Annotated in this window: 22 protein-coding genes; 17 read left to right on the top strand and 5 right to left on the bottom strand. The window is 69.0% G+C overall.

The annotated features are described in order from the left end of the window. Positions 1-73: 73 nt before the first annotated feature. Genes ACFU5G_RS01635 through ACFU5G_RS01625 form a run of 3 tightly spaced genes read left to right on the top strand, consistent with a single transcriptional unit; the run spans position 74 to position 2,430 of the window. A complete protein-coding gene (locus ACFU5G_RS01635) occupies positions 74-889 on the top strand; it encodes an ABC transporter ATP-binding protein (protein WP_377240100.1) in 816 nt (271 codons plus the stop codon). Further along, positions 886-1,647, top strand: a complete 762-nt coding sequence (locus tag ACFU5G_RS01630; protein ID WP_377240098.1) for an ABC transporter permease — start codon at positions 886-888, stop codon at positions 1,645-1,647. Before ACFU5G_RS01635 ends, ACFU5G_RS01630 begins: the two co-directional genes overlap by 4 nt. Before the next feature lie 15 nt (positions 1,648-1,662). Further along, positions 1,663-2,430, top strand: a complete 768-nt coding sequence (locus ACFU5G_RS01625) for a MerR family transcriptional regulator (RefSeq protein WP_377240096.1) — start codon at positions 1,663-1,665, stop codon at positions 2,428-2,430. A 285-nt stretch (positions 2,431-2,715) separates the two neighbouring features. On the opposite strand, the gene ACFU5G_RS01620 is transcribed toward ACFU5G_RS01625, so the two are convergent. From ACFU5G_RS01620 to ACFU5G_RS01610, 3 genes are read right to left on the bottom strand one after another with little or no spacing between them, the layout of a single operon-like run. Continuing rightward, positions 2,716-3,972 (bottom strand): DUF3883 domain-containing protein, encoded by a 1,257-nt coding sequence (locus ACFU5G_RS01620; protein WP_377240094.1) that lies wholly within the window; start codon positions 3,970-3,972, stop codon positions 2,716-2,718. A gap of 15 nt (positions 3,973-3,987) precedes the next feature. After that, positions 3,988-5,016: a hypothetical protein gene (locus tag ACFU5G_RS01615; protein WP_377240092.1), complete on the bottom strand. Its 1,029-nt coding sequence runs from the start codon at positions 5,014-5,016 to the stop codon at positions 3,988-3,990. Between the two features lie 5 nt (positions 5,017-5,021). Beyond that, positions 5,022-5,399: a nucleotide pyrophosphohydrolase gene (locus ACFU5G_RS01610; RefSeq protein ID WP_377240089.1), complete on the bottom strand. Its 378-nt coding sequence runs from the start codon at positions 5,397-5,399 to the stop codon at positions 5,022-5,024. Positions 5,400-5,772: 373 nt separating this feature from the next. Between ACFU5G_RS01610 and ACFU5G_RS01605 the strand changes: the two genes are divergently transcribed. From ACFU5G_RS01605 to ACFU5G_RS01595, 3 genes are all read left to right on the top strand, one after another. Beyond that, positions 5,773-8,127, top strand: a complete 2,355-nt coding sequence (locus tag ACFU5G_RS01605) for a hypothetical protein (RefSeq protein WP_377240087.1) — start codon at positions 5,773-5,775, stop codon at positions 8,125-8,127. Further along, a complete protein-coding gene (locus ACFU5G_RS01600) occupies positions 8,124-8,516 on the top strand; it encodes a hypothetical protein (protein ID WP_377240085.1) in 393 nt (130 codons plus the stop codon). Before ACFU5G_RS01605 ends, ACFU5G_RS01600 begins: the two co-directional genes overlap by 4 nt. Positions 8,517-8,673: 157 nt before the next feature. Then, complete coding sequence (locus tag ACFU5G_RS01595; RefSeq protein WP_377240083.1) at positions 8,674-9,426, top strand: SHOCT domain-containing protein; 753 nt, start codon at positions 8,674-8,676, stop codon at positions 9,424-9,426. 165 nt (positions 9,427-9,591) lie between these two features. Here ACFU5G_RS01595 and ACFU5G_RS01590 read toward each other — a convergent pair whose 3' ends face one another. Together ACFU5G_RS01590 and ACFU5G_RS01585 are read right to left on the bottom strand one after the other, a co-directional pair. Continuing rightward, positions 9,592-10,806, bottom strand: coding sequence for a helix-turn-helix domain-containing protein (locus ACFU5G_RS01590; protein ID WP_377240081.1), 1,215 nt, complete (start codon positions 10,804-10,806; stop codon positions 9,592-9,594). Further along, the gene (locus ACFU5G_RS01585; RefSeq protein ID WP_377240079.1) at positions 10,799-11,119 is read right to left on the bottom strand and encodes a putative quinol monooxygenase; all 321 of its coding nucleotides are present in this window, start codon (positions 11,117-11,119) and stop codon (positions 10,799-10,801) included. The genes ACFU5G_RS01590 and ACFU5G_RS01585 overlap by 8 nt, the downstream gene beginning before the upstream one ends. 158 nt (positions 11,120-11,277) lie before the next feature. Here ACFU5G_RS01585 and ACFU5G_RS01580 point away from each other — a divergent pair, with 158 nt between their 5' ends. From ACFU5G_RS01580 to ACFU5G_RS01530, 11 genes are all read left to right on the top strand, one after another. Then, positions 11,278-11,508, top strand: coding sequence for a hypothetical protein (locus ACFU5G_RS01580; protein ID WP_377240077.1), 231 nt, complete (start codon positions 11,278-11,280; stop codon positions 11,506-11,508). After that, positions 11,505-11,810: a DUF6284 family protein gene (locus ACFU5G_RS01575; RefSeq protein WP_377240075.1), complete on the top strand. Its 306-nt coding sequence runs from the start codon at positions 11,505-11,507 to the stop codon at positions 11,808-11,810. Before ACFU5G_RS01580 ends, ACFU5G_RS01575 begins: the two co-directional genes overlap by 4 nt. A gap of 15 nt (positions 11,811-11,825) precedes the next feature. Beyond that, complete coding sequence (locus ACFU5G_RS01570) at positions 11,826-12,032, top strand: hypothetical protein (protein ID WP_377240072.1); 207 nt, start codon at positions 11,826-11,828, stop codon at positions 12,030-12,032. Further along, positions 12,032-14,269 carry a hypothetical protein gene (locus ACFU5G_RS01565; protein ID WP_377240070.1) on the top strand — a complete coding sequence of 746 codons (2,238 nt, stop codon included), beginning with the start codon at positions 12,032-12,034 and terminating at the stop codon, positions 14,267-14,269. The genes ACFU5G_RS01570 and ACFU5G_RS01565 overlap by 1 nt, the downstream gene beginning before the upstream one ends. A 2-nt stretch (positions 14,270-14,271) precedes the next feature. Continuing rightward, positions 14,272-15,393, top strand: coding sequence for a hypothetical protein (locus ACFU5G_RS01560; RefSeq protein ID WP_377240069.1), 1,122 nt, complete (start codon positions 14,272-14,274; stop codon positions 15,391-15,393). Positions 15,394-15,452: 59 nt separating this feature from the next. Next, positions 15,453-15,824: a hypothetical protein gene (locus ACFU5G_RS01555; RefSeq protein ID WP_377240067.1), complete on the top strand. Its 372-nt coding sequence runs from the start codon at positions 15,453-15,455 to the stop codon at positions 15,822-15,824. A gap of 142 nt (positions 15,825-15,966) precedes the next feature. Beyond that, positions 15,967-16,314, top strand: a complete 348-nt coding sequence (locus ACFU5G_RS01550; protein ID WP_377240065.1) for a hypothetical protein — start codon at positions 15,967-15,969, stop codon at positions 16,312-16,314. Positions 16,315-16,333: 19 nt separating this feature from the next. Beyond that, complete coding sequence (locus ACFU5G_RS01545) at positions 16,334-16,744, top strand: hypothetical protein (protein WP_377240063.1); 411 nt, start codon at positions 16,334-16,336, stop codon at positions 16,742-16,744. Beyond that, complete coding sequence (locus tag ACFU5G_RS01540; protein ID WP_377240061.1) at positions 16,741-18,180, top strand: DNA cytosine methyltransferase; 1,440 nt, start codon at positions 16,741-16,743, stop codon at positions 18,178-18,180. The genes ACFU5G_RS01545 and ACFU5G_RS01540 overlap by 4 nt, the downstream gene beginning before the upstream one ends. A 12-nt stretch (positions 18,181-18,192) precedes the next feature. Further along, positions 18,193-18,417, top strand: coding sequence for a helix-turn-helix domain-containing protein (locus ACFU5G_RS01535; RefSeq protein ID WP_377240059.1), 225 nt, complete (start codon positions 18,193-18,195; stop codon positions 18,415-18,417). Next, positions 18,414-20,222 (top strand): hypothetical protein, encoded by a 1,809-nt coding sequence (locus ACFU5G_RS01530; RefSeq protein WP_377240057.1) that lies wholly within the window; start codon positions 18,414-18,416, stop codon positions 20,220-20,222. Before ACFU5G_RS01535 ends, ACFU5G_RS01530 begins: the two co-directional genes overlap by 4 nt. Positions 20,223-20,224 lie beyond the last annotated feature (2 nt).

Raw genomic sequence — 20,224 nt, 5'->3', positions numbered from 1 at the left:
CGGGCCGGGGTGCCCGCCAGGACAAACAGGAGGGGTTGACCCTGACGCAGGGTCAACCCCACATCCTCGTCGCATGAACACTCGAACGGACATCGGAACGAGTCCCGGAGCCGGCGCGGGAGCGCCCGCTATCCACGTGCACGGGTTGGAGAAGTCGTACAAGGACCTGGAGGTCCTGAAGGGCGTGGATCTCGAGGTGGCACGGGGCAGCATCTTCGCCCTGCTCGGCTCCAACGGGGCCGGCAAGACCACCGTCATCAAGATCCTGTCCACGCTCCTCAAGGCCGACGCCGGCACCGCGAGCGTGAACGGCTACGACGTCGCCACGCACGCCGCCGAGGTGCGGAAGTCGATCAGCCTGACCGGCCAGTTCGCCGCCGTCGACGAGATCCTCACCGGGCGCGAGAACCTGATCCTGGTCGCGAGGCTGCGGCACCTCAGCAACCCCGGCAAGATCGCCGACGACCTGCTCGCCCGCTTCTCCCTGACCGACGCCGGCGAACGCAGGGCCGCCACCTACTCCGGCGGCATGCGCCGCCGTCTCGACATCTCGATGAGCCTGATCGGTGACCCGGCGGTCATCTTCCTCGACGAGCCGACGACGGGCCTCGACCCCGAGGCCCGCGTCGAGGTATGGCGAACCGTCAAGGCACTGGCCGACGGCGGCACGACCGTGCTGCTCACGACCCAGCACCTCGACGAGGCCGAACAGCTCGCCGACCGGATCGCGATCCTCCACCAGGGCCGCATCATCGTCGACGGCACCCTCGCCGAGCTCAAGGCCCTGCTGCCGCCCGCCAAGGTCGAGTACGTGGAGAAGCAGCCCACCCTCGAAGAGGTCTTCTTCGCCATCGTCGGCAACGGCACGACCAGTGAGGGCCGGCGATGAGCACGCACTTCTTCAGCGACACCGCCGCCCTGACCGGACGCTCCCTGACGCACATCGTGCGCAGCATGGACACGATCATCACCACCGCCGTCACCCCGATCGCGATGATGCTGATGTTCGTCTACGTCTTCGGCGGAGCGATCAACACCGGCACGGACAACTACGTCAACTACCTGTTGCCCGGCATCCTGCTCATCACCGTGGCCTCGGGTATCGCCTACACCGCGTTCCGGCTGTTCATCGACATGCAGGGCGGCATCTTCGAGCGGTTCCAGTCCATGCCCATCGCCCGGTCGTCGGTCCTGTGGGCGCACGTGCTGACGTCGCTGGTCGCCAACCTCGTGTCGATCGCCGTCGTCGTGCTGGTCGCGCTCCTCATGGGCTTCCGCTCCGGCGCGGGCCTCCCGGCCTGGCTCGCCGTGGCGGGCATCCTGGTCCTGTTCACGCTCGCGCTGACCTGGCTCGCGGTCATCCCCGGGCTCACCGCGAAGTCCGTCGACGGCGCCAGCGCGTTCTCGTACCCGCTCATCTTCCTGCCGTTCCTCAGCTCCGCGTTCGTGCCCACGGAGACCATGCCCGGCCCGCTGCGCTGGTTCGCCGAGAACCAGCCGGTCACCTCGATCGTCGACACGATCCGCGCCCTCCTGGCCCAGCAGCCGGTCGGCACCGACATCTGGGTAGCCCTGGGCTGGTGCGTCGGGATCCTCGTGATCACGTACTACTTCGCCATGGCCGCCTACCGCCGCAAGATCTCGTAGGGCACGCTGAGCAGCATGCTGACGATCGGCCAGGTGGCGTCGTACGCCGGGGTGACGGTGCGGGCGGTCCGGCACTATCACCAGATCGGGCTGCTTCCGGAACCGGAGCGAGACCGCTCCGGCTACCGGACGTACGACGCCGCCGCGCTGGTCCGGCTGATCCGGATCCGCACCCTTGCCGACGCCGGCGTTCCGCTGGCCAGGGTGCACGAGCTGCTCGACGCCTCCCCGGAGGAGTTCGCCCGAGCCGTCGAGGAGATCGACAGGAAGCTGCGCTCCGAGATGCGGCGTCTGCGGGAGAACCGCAGGAGGATCGCCAGGCTGGCGGCCGGGGAGAGCCTGGCGCTCCCGCAGAGCGTCCTGGGCTATCTCGAACGCCTGCGGGGCCTCGGGGTCGACGAGCGGTACATAGTGCTCGAGCGGGACGCCTGGATCATGATGGCGGCCCGACTGCCCCACGAGATCGACGACGTCATGGCGATGAAGCACAGGGAGCTGGACGACCCCGACGCGGTGCAGCTCTACAAGCTGATCAACGAAGCCGTCCGCTCGCCGGTCGACGACGCTCGGATCGTCGAGATCGTCGACGTCATGGAGCGGCTCGCGCGCCGGGCCGTCGAGGCCGGCGAGGTGGTCCAGGCCGACGACGACGGCCTCGACCAGCCGTTCGTGGACCTGCTGGACGCGCTGCCTGCCGAGTCACCGGGCGGCAGACGGATCATCGCTCTCCTGGAGGAGCGGGGCTGGAAGGGCTGGACCCGGATCGAGCAGGTGCCACCGTGAACCGACATCAGATAGGTCGCACCTGAACCCAACAACGCGGGCACCCCAGGTCGGGAACGGTTTCTGACCTGCGGTCGGGTGGGCCCCCCGGGGATCGAACCCGGAACCCGCGGATTATGAACCGGAGAATTTCATCGGTTAGCCGCTGGGTCTCGTCGCGTGCCATTCGGTGCGACAGCGCGGCTGCAGTTGGTGCTGTAGGTGTGCATAGGTGCTCGCTGTGTGCCAGTGATTCCGTGGGGTTACCGCTGGGCGTGCCGGCCGGAAAGGCCCAACCGCCGAGCCTCAGTGGTCCTTGATCACTATCCGGAACTGCGTCGCCGCGCGATCGGCAGCGAGAATCTCTTCCGGGCCGAGGAGGCGCACGTTGGCCTTCACCGGGTTCAGTACATCGGTGACGCCGGCCAGGACGAAGTCGCGGTCCGTGCGCGCGCGCCACCACTCCTTGGCGGTGAGGTTGAACTCCAGGCGGGGGCCTTGGATGCCCTTAACCTCTAGGTGTATGACTCGGGAGCCATCGCTGAATTCGAGGTCATATCCACAGCCGTCCTTCTGGCGGTCGGCGACGAACGTCCAGCCCAGGTTTGCGAGGTGCTGCGTGGCCAGAGCGACCGCACGTTCTTCGACGATCTTGTCGCGTTCGCGGTCGCTTGTTGTGCGCGGCCGCGAGGGGACGCGGACGGAGCCTTCCGCGGCCGGTCCCTCGGTGTACGCGGGTTCGCGCTCCGGCGACGGCTCCAGGTGGCCGTTCGCGCGACGAGCAGGAACCAGATCACCAACGACCTTCATCTCAGACGCCGGGAAGTCCGTGGTCACACGTTCTGCAGCGCGCCTGCCCCCAGCGTCAAGGCTGTCTTCCAGGTCATGGGCGTCCGGACGAGCGCCAGTGCCCTCAGCGACGATGCCCTGGTACTCCGGCCAGGAGATCGGAGTGATCACGTTGCCGATGTGCCTGTTGCTGATCTCTGCCCAATCAGCGCGAACAGGCGTATGGAATTCCTGGTACCCGCTCAGCTCTGCAGTCCATGGGCCCTGCCACCCTGGGGCGATGTACTCGATGCGGGCCGTGCCTGTGTAGCTCATCGGGTTCTCGCTGCCAATGCCCTCGTCGTAGAAGAGCACCAGCGTTCCTGGTCCGGCTTCGTTGAACGACGTCGTGCCGAGGAAGGTCGAGTCATAGGGGTAGTAGAGATTCTGGTCGCTATCGCTGGCGCCGTCGGCGACTACGTCGGTTGCGCTGAGTACGAAGCACCGCGGCGTCTTGCTTAGCCCGACGAGCATGCGGGAGTAGGCACGCACGGTCACGGTCGACCCGGCGCTGGTGTCCCAGTGCGGGTCGTACGTCAGGTCGAGCGCCTCGAGGATTGCCGCTGTCTTCTGATGGGCGGTCATCCCGTGGAATGGTTGACGCCCGGTGAGCGCAACATGGATCCGGTCCAGCGCCTCACTGACGACGGTCGAGCCCGAGGACGTCCTGACCGGGGCCGCATACAAGAGCCGCATCACCTCGTTGGCGATCGACTCCTTCGTCATCTTCTTCATCTTCAGGTCCGGCGCCTAGACCCAGAAGCCACGAAGCAGCTCACGCCGCGTGGCGGGCGCGGGAACGCGTGTGAACTCTCCGACACCGACACGGAAGAGCACGTCGATCCCGTAGGAGTGGAGGAGGGAGGTCAGGCTGTCGTTGGGGCGTTCGGGAAACAGCCCGGATACGACGTCGGGTGCCGGCTCGGCGCTCGTCGCGTAGTGCAGGAGCTGCGCGAGAACTTGGCGGACGCAACGTGTGTCGGCGGCGCTCTTCGCTTCGATCAGTTCGTGGGTTCCGTCGGAGACGACCTGGAGGTCTGTGACGCCGGCCGCGGTGCTCGTGCGTCCGAACTTCACGTCGTCGGGCAACGTCGCGGCGTATGCCTGGACGAGCGCGTTCTCGCCCCGGAGGATGACCCGTGTGCTCGCGGTGGTCGTGACCACCACTTCGTGGGTCGTGAGGCTCTCGATCGCTTGGAGCGGTCGTTTCGGGTCGGACTCAAGTTCCTCCGCCAGCTGGTCGTCGCGGCCGATATATGTCGCGGCCGCGGGCGTCGGGAGCTGGATCCCGAGCTCCTCGATGACCCTGTCCGCGGTGTCGCCCTCGTGAACGAGCATCCGTCGGAAGTTGAAGGCCTCCTTGTAGCCAAGCAGGCCATTCAGCACCTCGTACGGGATCTGCACCTCTTCGAACCGGGACAGGCTGTAGACGTGCTGGTAGGCGCCCTTCTCAGGGTGGGTGAGCCAGAGCGCTTGTGCGAACTCGTCGTTCTCGAACCGGAAGCCCACGGCGCCGATCGCCCACACGGCACCCTGCCCGGTGAAGATCACGGCGTCGCCCTCGTGGATCCGCTCGATCTTGTCTCGGTTGGTGTCGTAGGTCCCCCAGAACCGGACCTGGCCGTCGGGATGCAGGCGAAGCAGCTCAGTCTTCTGCTGGGTGGTCAGCGTGGCGTCGAAGACGGCGTCGCTGATGTCTACCTGCTTATCGAGCGAACGCTTCAGATTCTCGCGCCCGTCCTTAGCGCCTCGCGAAGGGTGGATCAGGAGGTTCGTCATCAGCGCTACGCGTCCTCTGGCTCGGTCTGCAATCGAGTGTGCTTGACTGCCCGCCCCCGTGAGGCCTCGGCACGGTAGCGGACTTCGTTCCGGGCGACCTTGTCGCCGGCGACCGCCACGAGGTCGGTCCCCGTCGCGTCGGCAAGGTAGGTCAGGTAGATCATGACGTCGGCGATCTCGTCCTCGAGGCGCGCGCGGAACTCCGACTCGTGGGAGAGGCGTTCCGCGACTTGGTCGTTCGTCAGCCACTGCAGCTCGGCGAGCAGCTCACCGACCTCGCCTGCCAGAGCCATCGCGAGGTTCTTCGGGGTGTGGAACTGAGACCAGTCGCGGGCGTCTCGGAACAACTTGAGCCGTTCGGTCAGATCGTCCAGATCGCGCACAGTGCGAGCCTAGCCTTCAGCGGTGAGGAGCGACCGTGCTGAGCGCTGCGGTCCGGGCGGCCCTGTGGGACGCGTCACAGCGCGTGATATGGTCCTCGGCGGAAAGCGCATCATGCGCTTGCCGGCCACGGTCCTCGTCGAGAGGCCCGCCGACGTACGTCGGGTGAGCCAGCCGGTCGTGAACCCATCCCATGGTGGGCAAACGACCCAGGGTGATCTGATCGGGAAGCACTTGGAAAGCGGGGCCCTGGGCCGGTCGCAGCCCAGCAGCGTCAGATGCTCTCGGTCGACGAGATCTCCTTTCGCCAGAATCGGCAACCACAGACGACCGTCTGTTCGTTGTTTGCGGCCACGGGAGCTGAGGAGCTCACACGTGACCGATTCACAGCACACCCCTGCCATCGAGCCGACGCCCGCTGGCCAGAACACCCCGATCTTCCAGGCGCCCATGGCGGCGTCCGCGCCTGTGTCGGCCGTCGTCGAGACCACCATGTCGAGCAACCCGGACGGCGCGGCGCCTGCAACCTCACCGACCGTCACCTGGGGCGCTGAGGAGATCACACTGCTGGACGAGCGACCGATGCCGCTCACCATGCACGACGTCGGCCTCAAGCGTCGCTCAGTGGTCGTGGAGCTCGGCAGGAGCCCTCGGATCGCTATCACTGAAGAGGCCGCCTACACCCTCACCTACGCTGCCACCCCTAACAGCTGGAGCGTCGTGCGGGAGACCGCCAAGCACGACATGCTCACCCCCCGTCGGCCGAGCGCGATGCGGATCTACGAGATCGAAGCAGACCTCATGCTGCCGCAGCTGGCTGTCGGGCCGCAGCCACGCACCGAGACCGACCCCAACATCGTCGCAGCACCTCGCGTCCGTGGTGGTCTCGACGAGAACGGCAAGCCGATCGCCGACTACCAGATGACCTTCCGCGACCAGGAACACCTGGAGGACTGGACCCGCGAGGTAATCAAGAGCACCGACAAGCAGGGCGGCGACTACCAGACGTCGATCATCGAGAAGGGCGTCTCCGAGCCCATCACGGTTGTCTTCGGGACGATCACCCTCGAGGACGCCGGCGACGGGGCGCCCTCCTCGTTCACGGTCCCTGTGATCATCGACGGCATCACGCGTGCCGTCCGCAGCTGGCAGGTCCGCCTCGGCTTCGAAGCCCGTGACATCGACCAGGTCGCGGACGCGATCATCTCCAGCACGATCCGCCCAGCCGAACCAGGGCGGGCCAACCGGACTCACCACGAGCGGGTTCTGGAGACGCGCAATGCCGCCACCGACGCGTGGCGAGCGGACTGGACCACCAGTCACATCCAGGGAGCTGGCAGAAAAGAGGTCGAGGCCGGCCTCCGGACGGCGCAGGCACTAACGCTCCGTGGCCGTCTCGTCGTCGGATGCACGACCGCGACGACTTGCCATCTCGAGGTCGAGGACCGATTCCCTGACGCGGCTTCGGAACTGGTCCGCTTCACCCAGGAGAACAAGGCCTGGCGCCCCGAGGCCAGCGCCGCCAACGCCATGCACGGCGTCGTCCGTTCCCTGAAGGGGACCGGCGACATCACGGACACGGCCATGGCGGACTTCCTTCTGGGGACGTTCCCCGTCGATGACCTGGTGCCGATGACTGCCCAAGCCCTGAAGTGCTCCCAGAACTTCACCGTGAGCCAGGCGGCCCTGTACAGAGCGGCCTTCGTCCTGCGGTTCTTCACCCGCCCCGGGACCTTCAAGCGCAGCAAGGCCGATCTCCGGACCAGCCTAAATGCCGGGCAGATTCGCGATGCCCGGTACGCCCACATCCTCTCCCCGCTGGTGGAAGCGCCGTGGCGCCTGCACAAGGCCAGCAGCCTCGCGCAGGCCAGGAACGCGTACAAGCGAAACGGCGCACTGACAAAGCCGGTCCGTGAAGCCTGGGACATCGTGGTCGACACCCCGATGAACCTGTATGCCAAGGCCGTGGCCGGCGACGGGGACGCCCGGATCACTCTCATGACCGCCGGGGGCGCGGCGCTGATCGCCGACCGCTTCCTGACCACCGAGGTGGTCGCCGGTGTGGGCAGCGGCGGGCAGTACGAGGCGCCCTGGCGTGCTGGCTCGATCTCCGAGGTCATCGAGCTCCTCGGCCACGAGAAGAACCATCGCGGTCTGCTCCAGCTCGCGCTGGCGATGCAGGAGTTCCAGGTCGACAAGGAGGCCGCGAACGGCCTGCCTCCGCTGGAGCGGCAGCGCCGCTCCACGACCGAACCGTCGCACTTCTACCTCCTCCACGCCGCCGCTGACGACCTGCTCGCCACCCAGACGGACGGCGTCCACCGTGAGAAGGGCAGCGAGGTGGAGCTCACGACCCAGTTGCTCCTCCTGATCGCGGACTACGACGGTACGCGTCGGAAGCCGACCGGTTCGGATGGCGGTGGCAAGGGCGGCACTCCGAGCCCTCGTAAGACGCTGCAGGACATCGTCGACAGCTTCATCTCTCAGATGAGGAGCCTCGATGAGTCGGGCACGACGCTGACGACCAAGGGCGGCCAAGACACCACTGTCTTCTACGTGGACGAGGCGTCCCAGCTCGAGATGGGCAAGACCCACCGAAAGCTCGGCGCGGTTATCGACTGGATCGGTGACCGCGCCCTGACAGAGCAGCCGGTGTGGGTCCCTGAGCCTGATGAGAACGACGAGTTCACGGAGGACGTCGAGCAGGACGCCGAGGAGTGGGGCGCATGAACCGTCCAACGATGCTGGAGGGGCCTTACGGCCTTCACTGGCAGACCATGAGCCGGCTTGTCCAGTACTACGCCGTCGGCGACGAGTGGGACCCGCTCCGGCTGTGGGGGCTCCCTGCGAGTGGTGACCCGGAGCCTCTGCCCAAGGTCGGGCCTGCCGTCTACACCGCGGTCAGCAGCGACCGCTGCTTCTGGGTCGGCCAGACGCAGAATCTGCATGACCGGTTCACGAGCCACATGGCGATCCCATACCGCCGCCACCGCTGGCTGTACGTCGGTGCCATGGTGCTCAAGCCGGATACCCCGGCGGCTATCGTCAACCGGCTGGAGACGGAGACCGCTCAGCGCCTCCGTCCTGCCGACGGGAAGGCCTGGCCCCAGGCCGCGTGATGCGCATATCCCGTGCCCACCGCCAAGGCCGGTGGGCACGGGATACGTGCATCCGATCAAAGCGTCAGACAAGGGCGGGATGTGTTCCTACACGCTTCAGGTGTATGATCTTCCTGAAGGGTGGACCTGCTGCCCTCGTAAGGAAGGGGGCCACCCGGTGGCCAAGACCAAGACCTCGGGCTCGACAGAGTTCGACAAGCTTCGTGACCAGATGGCTTCTGACCGCGCACTCCGCAACGAGGTTCGCGACTCGCTCTTCGCCATGACAGAACAGATCAACGTGTCTGACCGGGGATCCCGGTTCGTCGCCGGTGGCACTGTGGAGTGGATCGTGGCATCAGCCTGCTACGCGGCCGACGTCATCGCGCTCCCCGAGGGCCACAACGCCAACGGGTTCGACCTCGCCGGCGTCAGCGCAGTCGTCAAGGGTCTCTTCTCCATCAAGAGCAGCCTCTCGCCGGCCAGCGCGTTCAGGATCAGCAACGGCATCAACGGTGCCGGGAAGGGCTTCGTGGAGCCGACGATCTTCCTCCACAAGCGGCTCGGCGGCATGGTCTTCGCCGACCCTGCAGTCCACGTCGAACTGGCGAACCACGCCACCAAGAAGGCTGACGCTGTCGTCCTGAGCCTGAAGGCGATCATCGAGCATGCGCAGCAGCATCCGGAGTGCGTCATCTCCCTGGAGATTCCGTACAACCAGGGTCGCGGGACCTACGACCCGGCGCTGAGCTTTGCGCAGCGCCTCCTCCGTGAGGGCAACTACCCCAACCTCAAGCGACTCTTCGCCGAGGTAAAGCCCACGGGCAACACCATCTCCGTGGAAGTCGGTAAGCTCAAGCAGCTCCGGGACGACGGTGTGCTGAACCAAGACCAGTTCGAGCGTGCAGTGGATCGGTTGCTCAAGGGCTGACATGGCGGTCGGCCGCTTGTCATGGCACTTCGCATCGACGTGGCGCAGGCGTCCCTGGGGGCGTCAGGCCGTGCTTGCTCGTCGAGGTGAGCATGGATCAGTAGGGGCCGACGACAGGGCCCCATCCGGTTTGGGATGGGGCCCTTATTCGCATGGGATTTCCGGCTATGCGGCGCTGGTTCGCTGGGCTAGTTGCTGAAGTTCCACGGGGGTCCGGCGGCTGAGTTGCATTAGGTCACGGATCGCCTGCCGTGCCAGCGGGTGCGACCGGATCTGTTCGGGCGCCAGTTCCTCCGCCTCGAGCAGAGCGGCAACGGCCTCGCCAACCTGCCGACGTTGTGTGTATGCCCGCGCCTTGTCGAGCAGCAGCCGACTCTGTCGCTCTGCCGAGAGCTCGGTCGTGTCGATCTGCTCAGCCAGGTCCAGGGCCATCCCCGCGTCGCCCAGGTCGACTGAAGCGGTAACTGCATGAATTTCCACGTTCGCCGGGCCGAACTCGGTTCCGAAGTCACTCCGACCGGGGCCGACAGCTGCGGCGACGGCGCGGGCCTGATCCAGCCACCTGTGTGTGGCCGTTCTGTCTCCCTCCCGTGAGCTGATCACGGCTCGGACGAGTTGCAACGCCCCGTAGAGCGACTTGCCCTCGGTGCTCAGCGAACCGTCGTCGAGCTTCGGTTGAAGCGCCCGGATCGCCTCGGATGCGGCGTATTCAGCCTGCTCCGGGCGCTGGACTCGCAGAAACGTGTGGGCCAGACGGAACGTGCCGGCCAACACCTCCAGCGGCTGCCCAGACCTCCCAGCGGCGGCAATGGCACGGTCGGACGCCACCCACGCCGCGTCCGCCTCGTCCTGCCGCGCCAGCACCGCGGCGGTGACTTGGTAGACCTGGGCGAGAACCTCGTGCTCGGCATCCGTCGCGGTACTGCGTCGCACCCGGCGTTCGAGCATCGGAATGAGCGTGACGAGCTCCTCCCCAATCTCGCTGAACGCCGAGGCGTGGGCCAGTTCCCACAGTCGGTCAACGTGCTCGCGCAACTCGTCGATCGGCCGTTCGTCGGCCGGTGCTGAGTCCTCCAGCAGGGTCGCAATCCCCGGGTATCCGGTTAGGGCCAGGCGGACGCCGTCCAGGTCGCTGCCTGGTTCGGCCGGACCGTCGCCGACTGGCTCGGCGGCATCCGAACGCAGGTCCAGCACGGACACCTCAAGGGCGTCTGCCAGCGTCTGGAGCGTGGAGAGCCGGTCTACCGGCAGCACCCCACGTTCGACCTGAGACACCCAGGACTCCGACCTGCCGAGTTCTGCGCCGAGGTCCTTCTGCGAGAGCTTCCGCTCCTTGCGCAGTGCTGCGACGCGCGCTCCGAAGATCTTCTGGTCACTCACCCTGTGCGTACCCCTTTCCGTCGACGGCAGTGAGCCAGTCGACCTCGACGTCATCGACCAGCGCCTCACGGCCCGCAAGGAACTTGCGGGTGTGCGGCTGGCGCTCGTGCTCGTCGAACGCGGCCCGGTCGCGGTAGAGCTCGTAGAAGATCCGCTGGTCCGGCTGCCCCTCGACGAGGTGGTTCACGTAGACCAGCGTGCCGGGCTCTGAGGCCCGGATTCCTGCCAGCGTCTCGGCCACGAGCGCGTCGAACGCCGCTGCGGCGCCTTCCTTCAGCGTGAAGCGAACCGAAAGCCCGAACTGCCCAGCCATGTGCACTCCTGTCTCAGAACTCCTGTTGGTAGCAACATGCTACCGGTCGCAGAAAAAATGCGGGCGGCTGTTGACACGCAGAAAAACTGCGGGTTAGGTTCAACCCACACCAGCCGGACCGACCATCGGTCCGGCCTGAGGCACCAGGGGGTCGAGCAATGACGCAGAGGACTGAGGATCTGGCAGCCGCAAGGCGGCTGCTCCTCGCGCTGTCCGAGGGCCTGATTAAGGCCGGCCGACTGCTCGTCACGGCTGGCCTGGTCGACGACGGCCGGGCCGTGGCACGGATGCGCGCCGAGGTCGTGCTGATGCGCAAGCGAGTTCGCAAGGTCCACAACGCCGCCATCGCCGCCGCGGGCGGCGACACCGCTACGGGGGAGAACCGATGACCACCTACACCGCACTTGCCGCGTTCGATGACGACGAGCCCACGGTCGACGACCTGGCTGCTCTCGTCGCCGAGGAGCCCGTCGTTTCGGCCGAGGTCGCCGTGGTGGACGCCGAGTGCCGGCTGGCCACCTCGCCGGACGAGGTCGCGGTCAAGGCGCACCGCAACGCGGTCACCGCGCTGAACACGGTCCTTCGTACCCGTGCCGGCCGCGCCACCACGACAGCCCCGGCGTACGCGCCGGGTAGCCCGCTCTCGACGGCCCGCCGGGTCGTCATCCGTCCTGCCACCCGCACCGCCTGAGAAGGAGCTACCGCCATGGTCACCATGTCTCTGTTCTTCGTCCTGCTGGTCATCGTCGTCGCTGGCGTCTCGCTCAAGAAGACCGGCAACGGGTCTCTCGTCCTGGGCATCCTGTTCGGCCTGGCCCTCGCCACCACGGCATTCGGCGCCCCGGTCCTGGACGCTGCCCAGGACGCGCTCAACGGCCTCATCTCCGGTGTCTCGTCCGTGGCGGGTGCCTGATGACGAACCCCAACGAGCGCCTGCACGGCGCCCCGGACGACGGGCTGCCCAACGACGACGAGCTGTCCGCGATGGTCTACGGCACCACCCAGGACGCTCCTGCCGTCGGGCCCGGCACGGCCCTGGCCGAGCCGGACGCCACCTTCGACGTCGTCGACTACGACAACGCACTGTCCGGCGAGGTGATCGACGCCCCGGCCGAGCCGGAGCCGACGACGGCGCCCAAGGCGCCCCGGGTGATCGAGCACCGTCGGGCAGACCAGCGCGAGGTGCTGCCGGACTGGCTCAAGTCCCGTGCCGCGTTCATGGCCACTGCCCGCTGGGCCGTCGGCTACGGCTCGCACGTCTGCGCCTTTCACGCGGTGCGCCTGCCGGTGTACGCGCTCAAGCTCGCCGGTCGCGCTCCGGTCGGCGCGGGCCGGATCACGTCGGCCGTGTGGCGTTGGGCTGCCGACTCGGACAACGTCGAGACGCGGCGTGCGCTGCTGGCGTCGACCAAGGGCGACCCGAACGCATACCTGAAGGTTCGCGGCGACGCCCGCGCCGTGGCCCGCCGCCGCGGTGGCCTGGCCGTGTTCGGCCTCGCCACGGCGGCCGGCGGTGCCGCCGCGGTAGCCACGCTCGCCGATCCGGTGTGGCAGGGCGCGACGGCCGCCGTGGCGCTGGGCGTGCTGGGCATCGTCGGCCGCAACCGTGACGCCAAGATCACGGGCAACGCCACCGCCGAGGCCAAGATCCCGCCACTGACCGCTGACCTGATCAAGGACGCGCTGCTGGCGCTGCGCCTCGGGTCGGTCAACCAGGGTGTCAAGCAGGACGACAAGGCCATCCGGTTCCTGTCGATCGTGCGCGACGGCGCCGGGTTCCGCGCCGACATCGACCTCCCGCCGGGCGCGACGGCGGCGGAGGTCATGGAGAAGCGTTCGCAGCTCGCCTCAGGCCTGCGCCGGCCGATGGGCTGCGTCTGGCCCGAGGGCGACCCCGACGTTCATGAGGGGCGTCTGATCCTGTACGTCGCGGACAAGTCGCTGAGCGAGTCCAAGCCCGCCGAGTGGCCGCTGGCCAAGAAGGGCACCGCGAACCTGTTCGACCCGATCCCGCTCGGGCAGGACCCGCGCGGGGGAGCGGTGGAGACCACGCTCATGTTCTCCGCCGGGATCATCGGCGCCATCCCGCGCATGGGCAAGACGTTCACGCTGCGCCTGCTGCTCCTGGCCGCTGCCCTGGACCCGCGCGTCGAGCTGCACGTGCACGACCTCAAGGGCGGCGCCGACCTGGCCCCGCTGGGCAAGGTCGCGCACTACTACCGCTCCGGTGACGACCCCGAGGACATCGCCGCTCTGCTGGCCGACCTCAAGGCCATGCAGAAGGAGGTCGGCCGCCGGGCACGCCTGGTGCGGACCGAGCTGGTCGGCGACCCGCGCTGCACGGAGGGGAAGGTCACCGACGAGCTGGCGTCGGACAAGTCCCTGCGTCTGCACCCGATCCTCGCCGCCTACGACGAGACACAGGTCCTGTTCGAGCACCCCGAGGTCGGCAAGGAAGCCCGCGCGATCGTCGAGGACCTGGTCCGCCGTGGCCCGTTCGTCGGGATCATGGTCTGGCTCGCCACCCAGCGCCCCGACGACAAGTCGATCCCCAAGTCCGTGTCCTCCAACGCCGGCCTGCGCCTGGCCCTGAAGGTCATGGACGCCACGGTCAACAACATGATCCTGGGACCGGGCATGTACGGGTCGGGGTACTCCGCGACCACGTTCTCCCGCAAGGACCGGGGCGTGGCCTACCTCGCGGGTGAGGGCGACGACCCGATCATCGTGCGCACCGCGTACATCGACGCCCCCAAGGCCGAGACCATCGCCGACCGTGCCCGCGCCGTCCGTGAGGCCAAGGGGTACCTGACGGGCATGGCCGCCGGCGACGAGCCCGCAGACACCGACCACTCCACGATCCTGGACCACCTGCTCGCGGTGTGGCCCGCGGAGGACCCGGGGTGGCCCACCGGGAAGGTCTGGTCCGACGAGCTCGCCGCACGCCTGGCCGCGTCCAAGCCCACCCTCTACACGGGCTGGGACGCCGCCCAGGTCAACGCCGCTGCCAAGCGCCACGGCGTCACGTCCAAGAACGTCAAGAACGGCGGCGCGGTCCGTAAGGGCCTCGTCCGCGATGAGCTCGTTGCCGTCCTGTCCGACGACCTGCCCGACTTCACCACCCTCACCGACGAGACCAAGGAGGACTGACCATGAGCACCACGCACACCACCACCGATGCACCGCGGCGCGGGTCGCGCCGCCTGGTCCTGGGCGGAGCCGTCTCCGTCGCCCTCATCTCCACCGTCTCCGCCTACCTCGCGATGGTCGGGTTCGGGCGGGACGTCCTGGGTATGGACGCTGCCACCGCGTACACCACGGCGGGCGTGTTCGAGCTGTCCCTCGTGACTGTCGCGCTGCTGGCGCGTGAGGCCGCTCGGGACAACCGGCCCGGCGGCACGCTGCTCACGCTCACGTGGGCGCTGTCGTCCGCCTCGGGCGTGTTCGCCGCCGTCCACGAGGTCTACCTCGACCACGCGGCCGGCGCGGTCCTGTTCCGGTTCATCGTGCCCCTGCTGGCCGCCCTGATGTGGCACCTGGCCCTCATCGGTGACCGCCACCTCGCGTCCGGGGCGACCTGGTCCGGCATCCGGCAGACCATGCGGATGCACGCCCTGTTCCTGACCACCGAGGACGCTGTCCGGGCGCACGCCGCCGACGACGGCACACCCGCCGCCCACCGCGCCATCGTCCGGGCCGAGGCCCGCCGCCGGGCCGCCCGCGCCGTCGCCCTCAAGTCCGTGCCCCCGGCCGAGATGCGGACCCGGACCGCGGAGTGGATGGACTCCCTGTCCGCCGTCGCGGACGCCGTCACGGACGTGGCCCGCCTGCACGTCGAGGCCAACAACCGCGTCGCCGGACACCTCACCACCGGCCCCGTGTCCGGGGCGGACTACGCGGACAAGGCGGCTGAGGCTGTCCGGGCCGAGGTGGCGGACATCCTCGCGGACACCACAGCGGACAGCGATCGCCTGTCCGCCACCCCGGCAGCCGGACAAGACACCACGACTGTCCGGGCCACCGTCCGGCCCAAGTCGCCCCGGACCGTCCGCCCGACCGCGTCGGCCGCTGACCGGGCCGTCCGCCTCGACATCGTGTCCGGGCTGCTGGCCGAGGACCCGGACGCCACCGCCAGCGACGCCCTGTCCGCCCTGGCGGACAAGGGCCACCACGTGACCGACCGGACCGCCCGCCGCCTGCTGGCCGACGCCCGACTCACCACCGCCACCCCGGCCCCGGTCGCCCCGGCGCTGCTGGTCGCCGTCGAGGCCTGACACAAGGAGCTACCCAAGCCCACCCGCCCGTCCCCGCACCACCCACCGTTGGAGGAACCGTGAACCAGAACGACGACATGACCCCGCAGGAGTACGCCGACCTGGTCCGCGACGCCCGTGCCCTGGTCGCCGGCATGGAACGCGCCACCCGCCGCACCGCCACCGTGTTCGTCATCGCGATGGGCGCCACCATCGCCGCCACGGCCCTCGACCTGGACCTGGCCGCCTCGTTCAGCTCCGTGACCGCGGTCCTGGCGTTCGCCTCCGCGCTGATCCTGCTCATGGCCCGGATCGCCCTCGGGCCCGCGCCCGCCGAGGTAGCCACCACCACCCCCACGCCGGCCCTGTCGGGCCCGGCGAGCGGTAGCGCAGGACCCGCTACCGGTAGCGGCCCCGCTACCGCCGAAAACGGCGTGATTCCAACGAAGTAGCGGGGTAGCGCCCCCTCCCGGCGCACCCCGAAACCCCCACCTCACGCACTGCTGAGGGCACGGCGGGCCGCTACCGCTACCTGCCGTGCCCCTACCCCACCCATGCCAAAAACAGGCCGCACACCAGGAACGGAGACCCGCCATGACCAGCACACCGCCCGCCGATCGCACGTACTCCCGTCAGGTCATCGCCGCGTGGCTGCACGGCTACACCACCGGCCACAACGTCGGCTGGCACGACGGCCGCACCGCCGGGCACGCCGAGGGGTACGACGCCGGGCACGCCGACGGCATCCCTACCGGCCGCCGCCTGGCCGACGACGAGGCCGCCGCCAGGTTCCGCCACAACCGCGCCATCTCCGCCGCCATCCGCCCGAACCTCGCCCGACCGCTGCCCTACGGCGCGGCCAAGCCGCGGGCGACGCCCGCCGACTGCTTGGCCACCTGGCCCACACCACCCGCCCTGCACTCCGTCCGTCACGCCGCCTGACCCCGAGGGAGACACCACCATGAAGCACACCACCCGCCACCTGACCGTCCTGCCGGCCCTGCCCGCACGCCGCGTCGAGGCGTTCGTCCTCGACGTGCACCGCACGCACGAGAGCTGGTGCTACTGGCCCGCCCAGGACGGACAGCGCGAACGGTTCGAGCTCTCCGAGGCCCAGGCCGGCACCTACCCCGTGCGCGCCGAGACCAGCCCCGACGGCAAGCAGCTCGCCGTCGTCGACCTGGACACCTACGTCACCCGCCGCACCACCTGGCGATGGATCTTCCCCCGCACCGAGCGGCCCTACGCCCGCACGGTGTCCGACGTCGCCTGGCTCGCCGACGAGGTCGCCGACGGCATGCCGGCGATGACCGACGACGACGGCACCACGCTCGCCACCTGGCGGCGCGTCACCGAGGACGGCACCCGATGACGCCCGCACTCAGCCTGCCCCTGGGCCGCCCGCTGCGGGTGGGCGGGCTGTTTGCCGGGTACGGCGGCCTGGAGCTGGCCCTGCAGCTCGCGTTCGGTGCCGTCGACCTTGAGTGGCTGGCCGAGGTCGACCCGGCCGCGTGCCGCATCCTCGCGACCCGGTTCCCCGGTGTGCCGAACCTCGGTGACGTCACCGCCGTCGACTGGGCGGCAGCGGCGCCGATCGATCTGCTGGCGGGTGGGTCGCCGTGTCAGGACCTGTCCCAGGCCGGCAAGCGCCTCGGCATGACCGAGGGCACCCGCTCGAACCTGTGGGTTGCGATGCGCGAAGCCATCGCCGTCACCCGTCCCCGCTTCGTCGTATGGGAGAACGTTCGTGGAGCCTATTCAGCCTGTGCCCAGTCAGAGGTCGATAGCGAGCTGGGACCCTGCCCGCGATGCCTGGATCCGAACACCTCAGCAGGACATGCTCCCCATCTTCGAGCCCTCGGACGTGTACTCGGAGACCTTTCCAGTCTCGGGTATGACGCTGCGTGGACAGGCTTACGCGCTGCCGACGTCGGCGCCCCGCACGGGCGCTTCCGCGTCTTCGTCCTTGCCTGGGACACCACCCAGGAGGGCAACCTCGAGCCTGCCGCTGGTGCCACCGGGCTGGGAGGGCGAGCCACTCTTGCCGACGCCGAAGACCACCGACGCGAAGGGAGCCTCGCCGGGCGACCTGCGCCGCTCCGAACCGGGCCTGCGAGCGTTGCCGATGGTGCTGGCGATGCCAGCGCCACAGCGCCCGACGGACGGCGGAAGCCCGGCGCCGGCCAAGCGTCGGCGGGACGGGCATCAATCGACGCTGGCCGATCAGATGGAGCAGCTGTGACCCATCTCCTGCCCACCCCGGCGGTGAACGACATGGGCGCGGGTAAGACGGTCGGGGCGTGGGATGCGTGGACACAGCGGATGCGTGCCCGGCACGGCAACGGCAACGGGCACGGCAACAGCCTGCACATCGAGGCCCTGCGCATGCTGCCCACGCCCCGGGCCACCGACGGCACCAAGGGCGGCCCGAACCAGCGCGGCTCGGCCGGGGACTTGATGCGGCCTAGCGCCGTCACTGATCACCAGGCGTTCGGCGTCTACACCCCGGCCATCCAGCGATGGGAATCGACCCTCGGGCGGCTCACGCCGGCGCCCACGGAGCCCACCGGACGCGGCGGCGCGCAGCGCCTGGCGCCGCGGTTCGTGGAGTGGATGCAGGGCCTGTCTGGTGGCTGGGTCACCGACACCGATACCACCCGCAACGAACAGCTCCGGGCCCTAGGCAACGGCGTCGTCCCGCAACAGGCCGCCGCCGCCCTGCACCGCCTGCTCGCTCTCCACGCCGCTGTTACCAGCGATGAGCACGTGAGTGAACGGCCTGCCGAACCGACCGGCCTCGCGGCCTGACAGGAGGACACCATGACCGCACATCCCATCGGTGCCATGCCCGGCCGGGCCGTTCCGGTCCTACTCACCCCTGACGAGGTCGCAGACATGCTGCGCATCCCCGTTCGCTCCCTGTACGTGCAGCGCTCTGCTGGTCGCCCGACGCCACCCGGCGTGAAGATCGGCCGTCACCTGCGCTACCGCCTCTCGGACGTCGAGGCGTGGATCGAGGACCAGTTCACCCGGAGTGCAGCATGAGCGCCCCGCAGCCCGACGAGGCAGCCCCCGAGGGCACCGCGACCGACCCGGCAGCGCCCGCCGTGGCGTCCGATGGTGCACCGGAGAAGAAGACCGCCGCCGCGGTCCTGGTGGACCTGGCACTCCAGCGGTACGACCTCGGATGCACCCCGGACGGGGACGCCTACGCGGTGCCGCGCACGGGCGGGAACGTGGTGCGGATGCTGCGCGGCGGCCGGTCCTCGCTGCGCGCCGAGCTCGCCAAGGCGTACCGCCAGCAGACCGGCGCCATCGCGGGACAACAGGCCCTCGCTGACGCCCTGCTCGTCCTCCAGGGCACGGCAGGCGAGGCCGAGCCGGAAGAGGTCCACATCCGCGTTGCCGAGCACGACGGCGCTACCTGGATCGACCTGGGCGACGCCGCCGAACACGTCGTGCGCGTCGGTGTCGACGGGTGGTCCGTCGTCACCGAGGCCCCGGTGCTGTTCCGCCGCACCGCCCTGTCTGGCGCGCTGCCGATGCCGGAGCCGGGCGGCACCCTGGACGACCTGTGGGCGCTGATCAACGTCACCGAGGCTGACCGGCCGCTCGTGCTCGGGTGGCTCGTCGCCGCCCTCGGGTGGGCGCACATCCCGCACCCCATGCTCGCTTTGCTCGGTGAGCAGGGCACCGGGAAGTCGTCCGCGACGAAGAACCTGGTCCAGCTCGTGGACCCGTCCCCAGTGCCCTTGCGTAAGCCGCCCCGCGACGCCGACGGGTGGGTCACCGCCGCCTCGGGTTCCTGGGTGGTCGGGCTGGACAACCTGTCCACGATCCCGCCGTGGCTGTCGGACTCGCTGTGCCGGGCCGTGACCGGAGACGGCGACGTGCGCCGCGAGCTCTACTCCGACGACGGGCTGTCGGTGTTCTCGTTCCGCCGCGTCATCCTCATGAACGGGATCGACGTCGGAGCCATGGCACCCGACCTCGCGGACCGGTCCATCGTCGTCAACCTGGACAGGATCACCGAGGACCGCCGCCGTCCCGAGTCGCAGCTCGCCACCGCGTGGGAGTCGGCGCACCCGCGCGTGTTCGGTGCGCTGCTGGAACAGGTGCGGATCTGCAAGACCCGGATGCCGTCTGTTCGTCTGGGGACGATGCCGCGCATGGCGGACTTCGCCATGGTGCTCGCAGCGCTGGACCAGGTGCACGGCACCGACTCCCTGACCGCGTATAGCGACCAGGCCAACAGCCTGGCCCTCGACGCTGTCACGTCCGATCCGTTCCTGGCGGCTCTCACCGAGACGATCACCGAGGCGTGGCAGGGCACCGCTGCCGACCTCCACGCCCTGGTCCAGCCCGACGGGCTGCCCCCGCGCACGTGGCCGCGCAGCGTGCGGGCCGTGGCCGGGGTGATCAAGCGGAACGCGCCGGCGCTGCGGTCGGCGGGCTGGACCGTGGACGACCTCGGCACCCGGAACAAGCAGAAGGTCACCGTCTGGGCGCTCACTCCACCTGAGATGGCCCGTATTCAACCCCCGCAACACCCGCAACCCCCGTCATCGCAGGTCACAGCGTTGCGCGAGGCGGGGGTTGGCGGGGGTAGGCGGGTCAACGGCGGGGGTTCAACCCCCGCCTACCCCCGCCAACACCCGCCTACCCCGGCCGACTTCGACGCTCTGACCAGCACAAACGGGGGAGCGGGGGTTGCGGGGCGGAAATGCGGACCATCTCAGGTCGCCGCCTGCGACGACTGCGGAGAACCGCTGACCGGCCCCGGCTACACCACCCGATGCCGCCCCAACCACGACGTCACGACCCTGGAGGTCATCAACCATGTCGCGTAAGC

Source organism: Promicromonospora sp. NPDC057488, from assembly GCF_042802395.1.
Lineage (GTDB): Bacteria > Actinomycetota > Actinomycetes > Actinomycetales > Cellulomonadaceae > Promicromonospora.
Note: the sequence above shows the minus strand (reverse complement) of the source record. Positions and strands in the feature narration are given on the sequence as shown.

Excerpts from the sequence above, each read along its gene's own strand:
- ACFU5G_RS01530 (WP_377240057.1), top strand. The coding sequence starts at position 18,414 with ATGAGCGCCCCGCAGCCCGACGAGGCAGCCCCCGAGGGCACCGCGACC.
- ACFU5G_RS01620 (WP_377240094.1), bottom strand. The coding sequence starts at position 3,972 with ATGAAGAAGATGACGAAGGAGTCGATCGCCAACGAGGTGATGCGGCTC.
- ACFU5G_RS01545 (WP_377240063.1), top strand. The coding sequence starts at position 16,334 with ATGAAGCACACCACCCGCCACCTGACCGTCCTGCCGGCCCTGCCCGCA.
- ACFU5G_RS01565 (WP_377240070.1), top strand. The coding sequence starts at position 12,032 with ATGACGAACCCCAACGAGCGCCTGCACGGCGCCCCGGACGACGGGCTG.
- ACFU5G_RS01540 (WP_377240061.1), top strand. The coding sequence starts at position 16,741 with ATGACGCCCGCACTCAGCCTGCCCCTGGGCCGCCCGCTGCGGGTGGGC.
- ACFU5G_RS01585 (WP_377240079.1), bottom strand. The coding sequence starts at position 11,119 with ATGGCTGGGCAGTTCGGGCTTTCGGTTCGCTTCACGCTGAAGGAAGGC.
- ACFU5G_RS01625 (WP_377240096.1), top strand. The coding sequence starts at position 1,663 with ATGCTGACGATCGGCCAGGTGGCGTCGTACGCCGGGGTGACGGTGCGG.
- ACFU5G_RS01560 (WP_377240069.1), top strand. The coding sequence starts at position 14,272 with ATGAGCACCACGCACACCACCACCGATGCACCGCGGCGCGGGTCGCGC.
- ACFU5G_RS01615 (WP_377240092.1), bottom strand. The coding sequence starts at position 5,016 with ATGACGAACCTCCTGATCCACCCTTCGCGAGGCGCTAAGGACGGGCGC.
- ACFU5G_RS01630 (WP_377240098.1), top strand. The coding sequence starts at position 886 with ATGAGCACGCACTTCTTCAGCGACACCGCCGCCCTGACCGGACGCTCC.
- ACFU5G_RS01635 (WP_377240100.1), top strand. The coding sequence starts at position 74 with ATGAACACTCGAACGGACATCGGAACGAGTCCCGGAGCCGGCGCGGGA.
- ACFU5G_RS01600 (WP_377240085.1), top strand. The coding sequence starts at position 8,124 with ATGAACCGTCCAACGATGCTGGAGGGGCCTTACGGCCTTCACTGGCAG.
- ACFU5G_RS01575 (WP_377240075.1), top strand. The coding sequence starts at position 11,505 with ATGACCACCTACACCGCACTTGCCGCGTTCGATGACGACGAGCCCACG.
- ACFU5G_RS01535 (WP_377240059.1), top strand. The coding sequence starts at position 18,193 with ATGACCGCACATCCCATCGGTGCCATGCCCGGCCGGGCCGTTCCGGTC.
- ACFU5G_RS01570 (WP_377240072.1), top strand. The coding sequence starts at position 11,826 with ATGGTCACCATGTCTCTGTTCTTCGTCCTGCTGGTCATCGTCGTCGCT.
- ACFU5G_RS01550 (WP_377240065.1), top strand. The coding sequence starts at position 15,967 with ATGACCAGCACACCGCCCGCCGATCGCACGTACTCCCGTCAGGTCATC.
- ACFU5G_RS01580 (WP_377240077.1), top strand. The coding sequence starts at position 11,278 with ATGACGCAGAGGACTGAGGATCTGGCAGCCGCAAGGCGGCTGCTCCTC.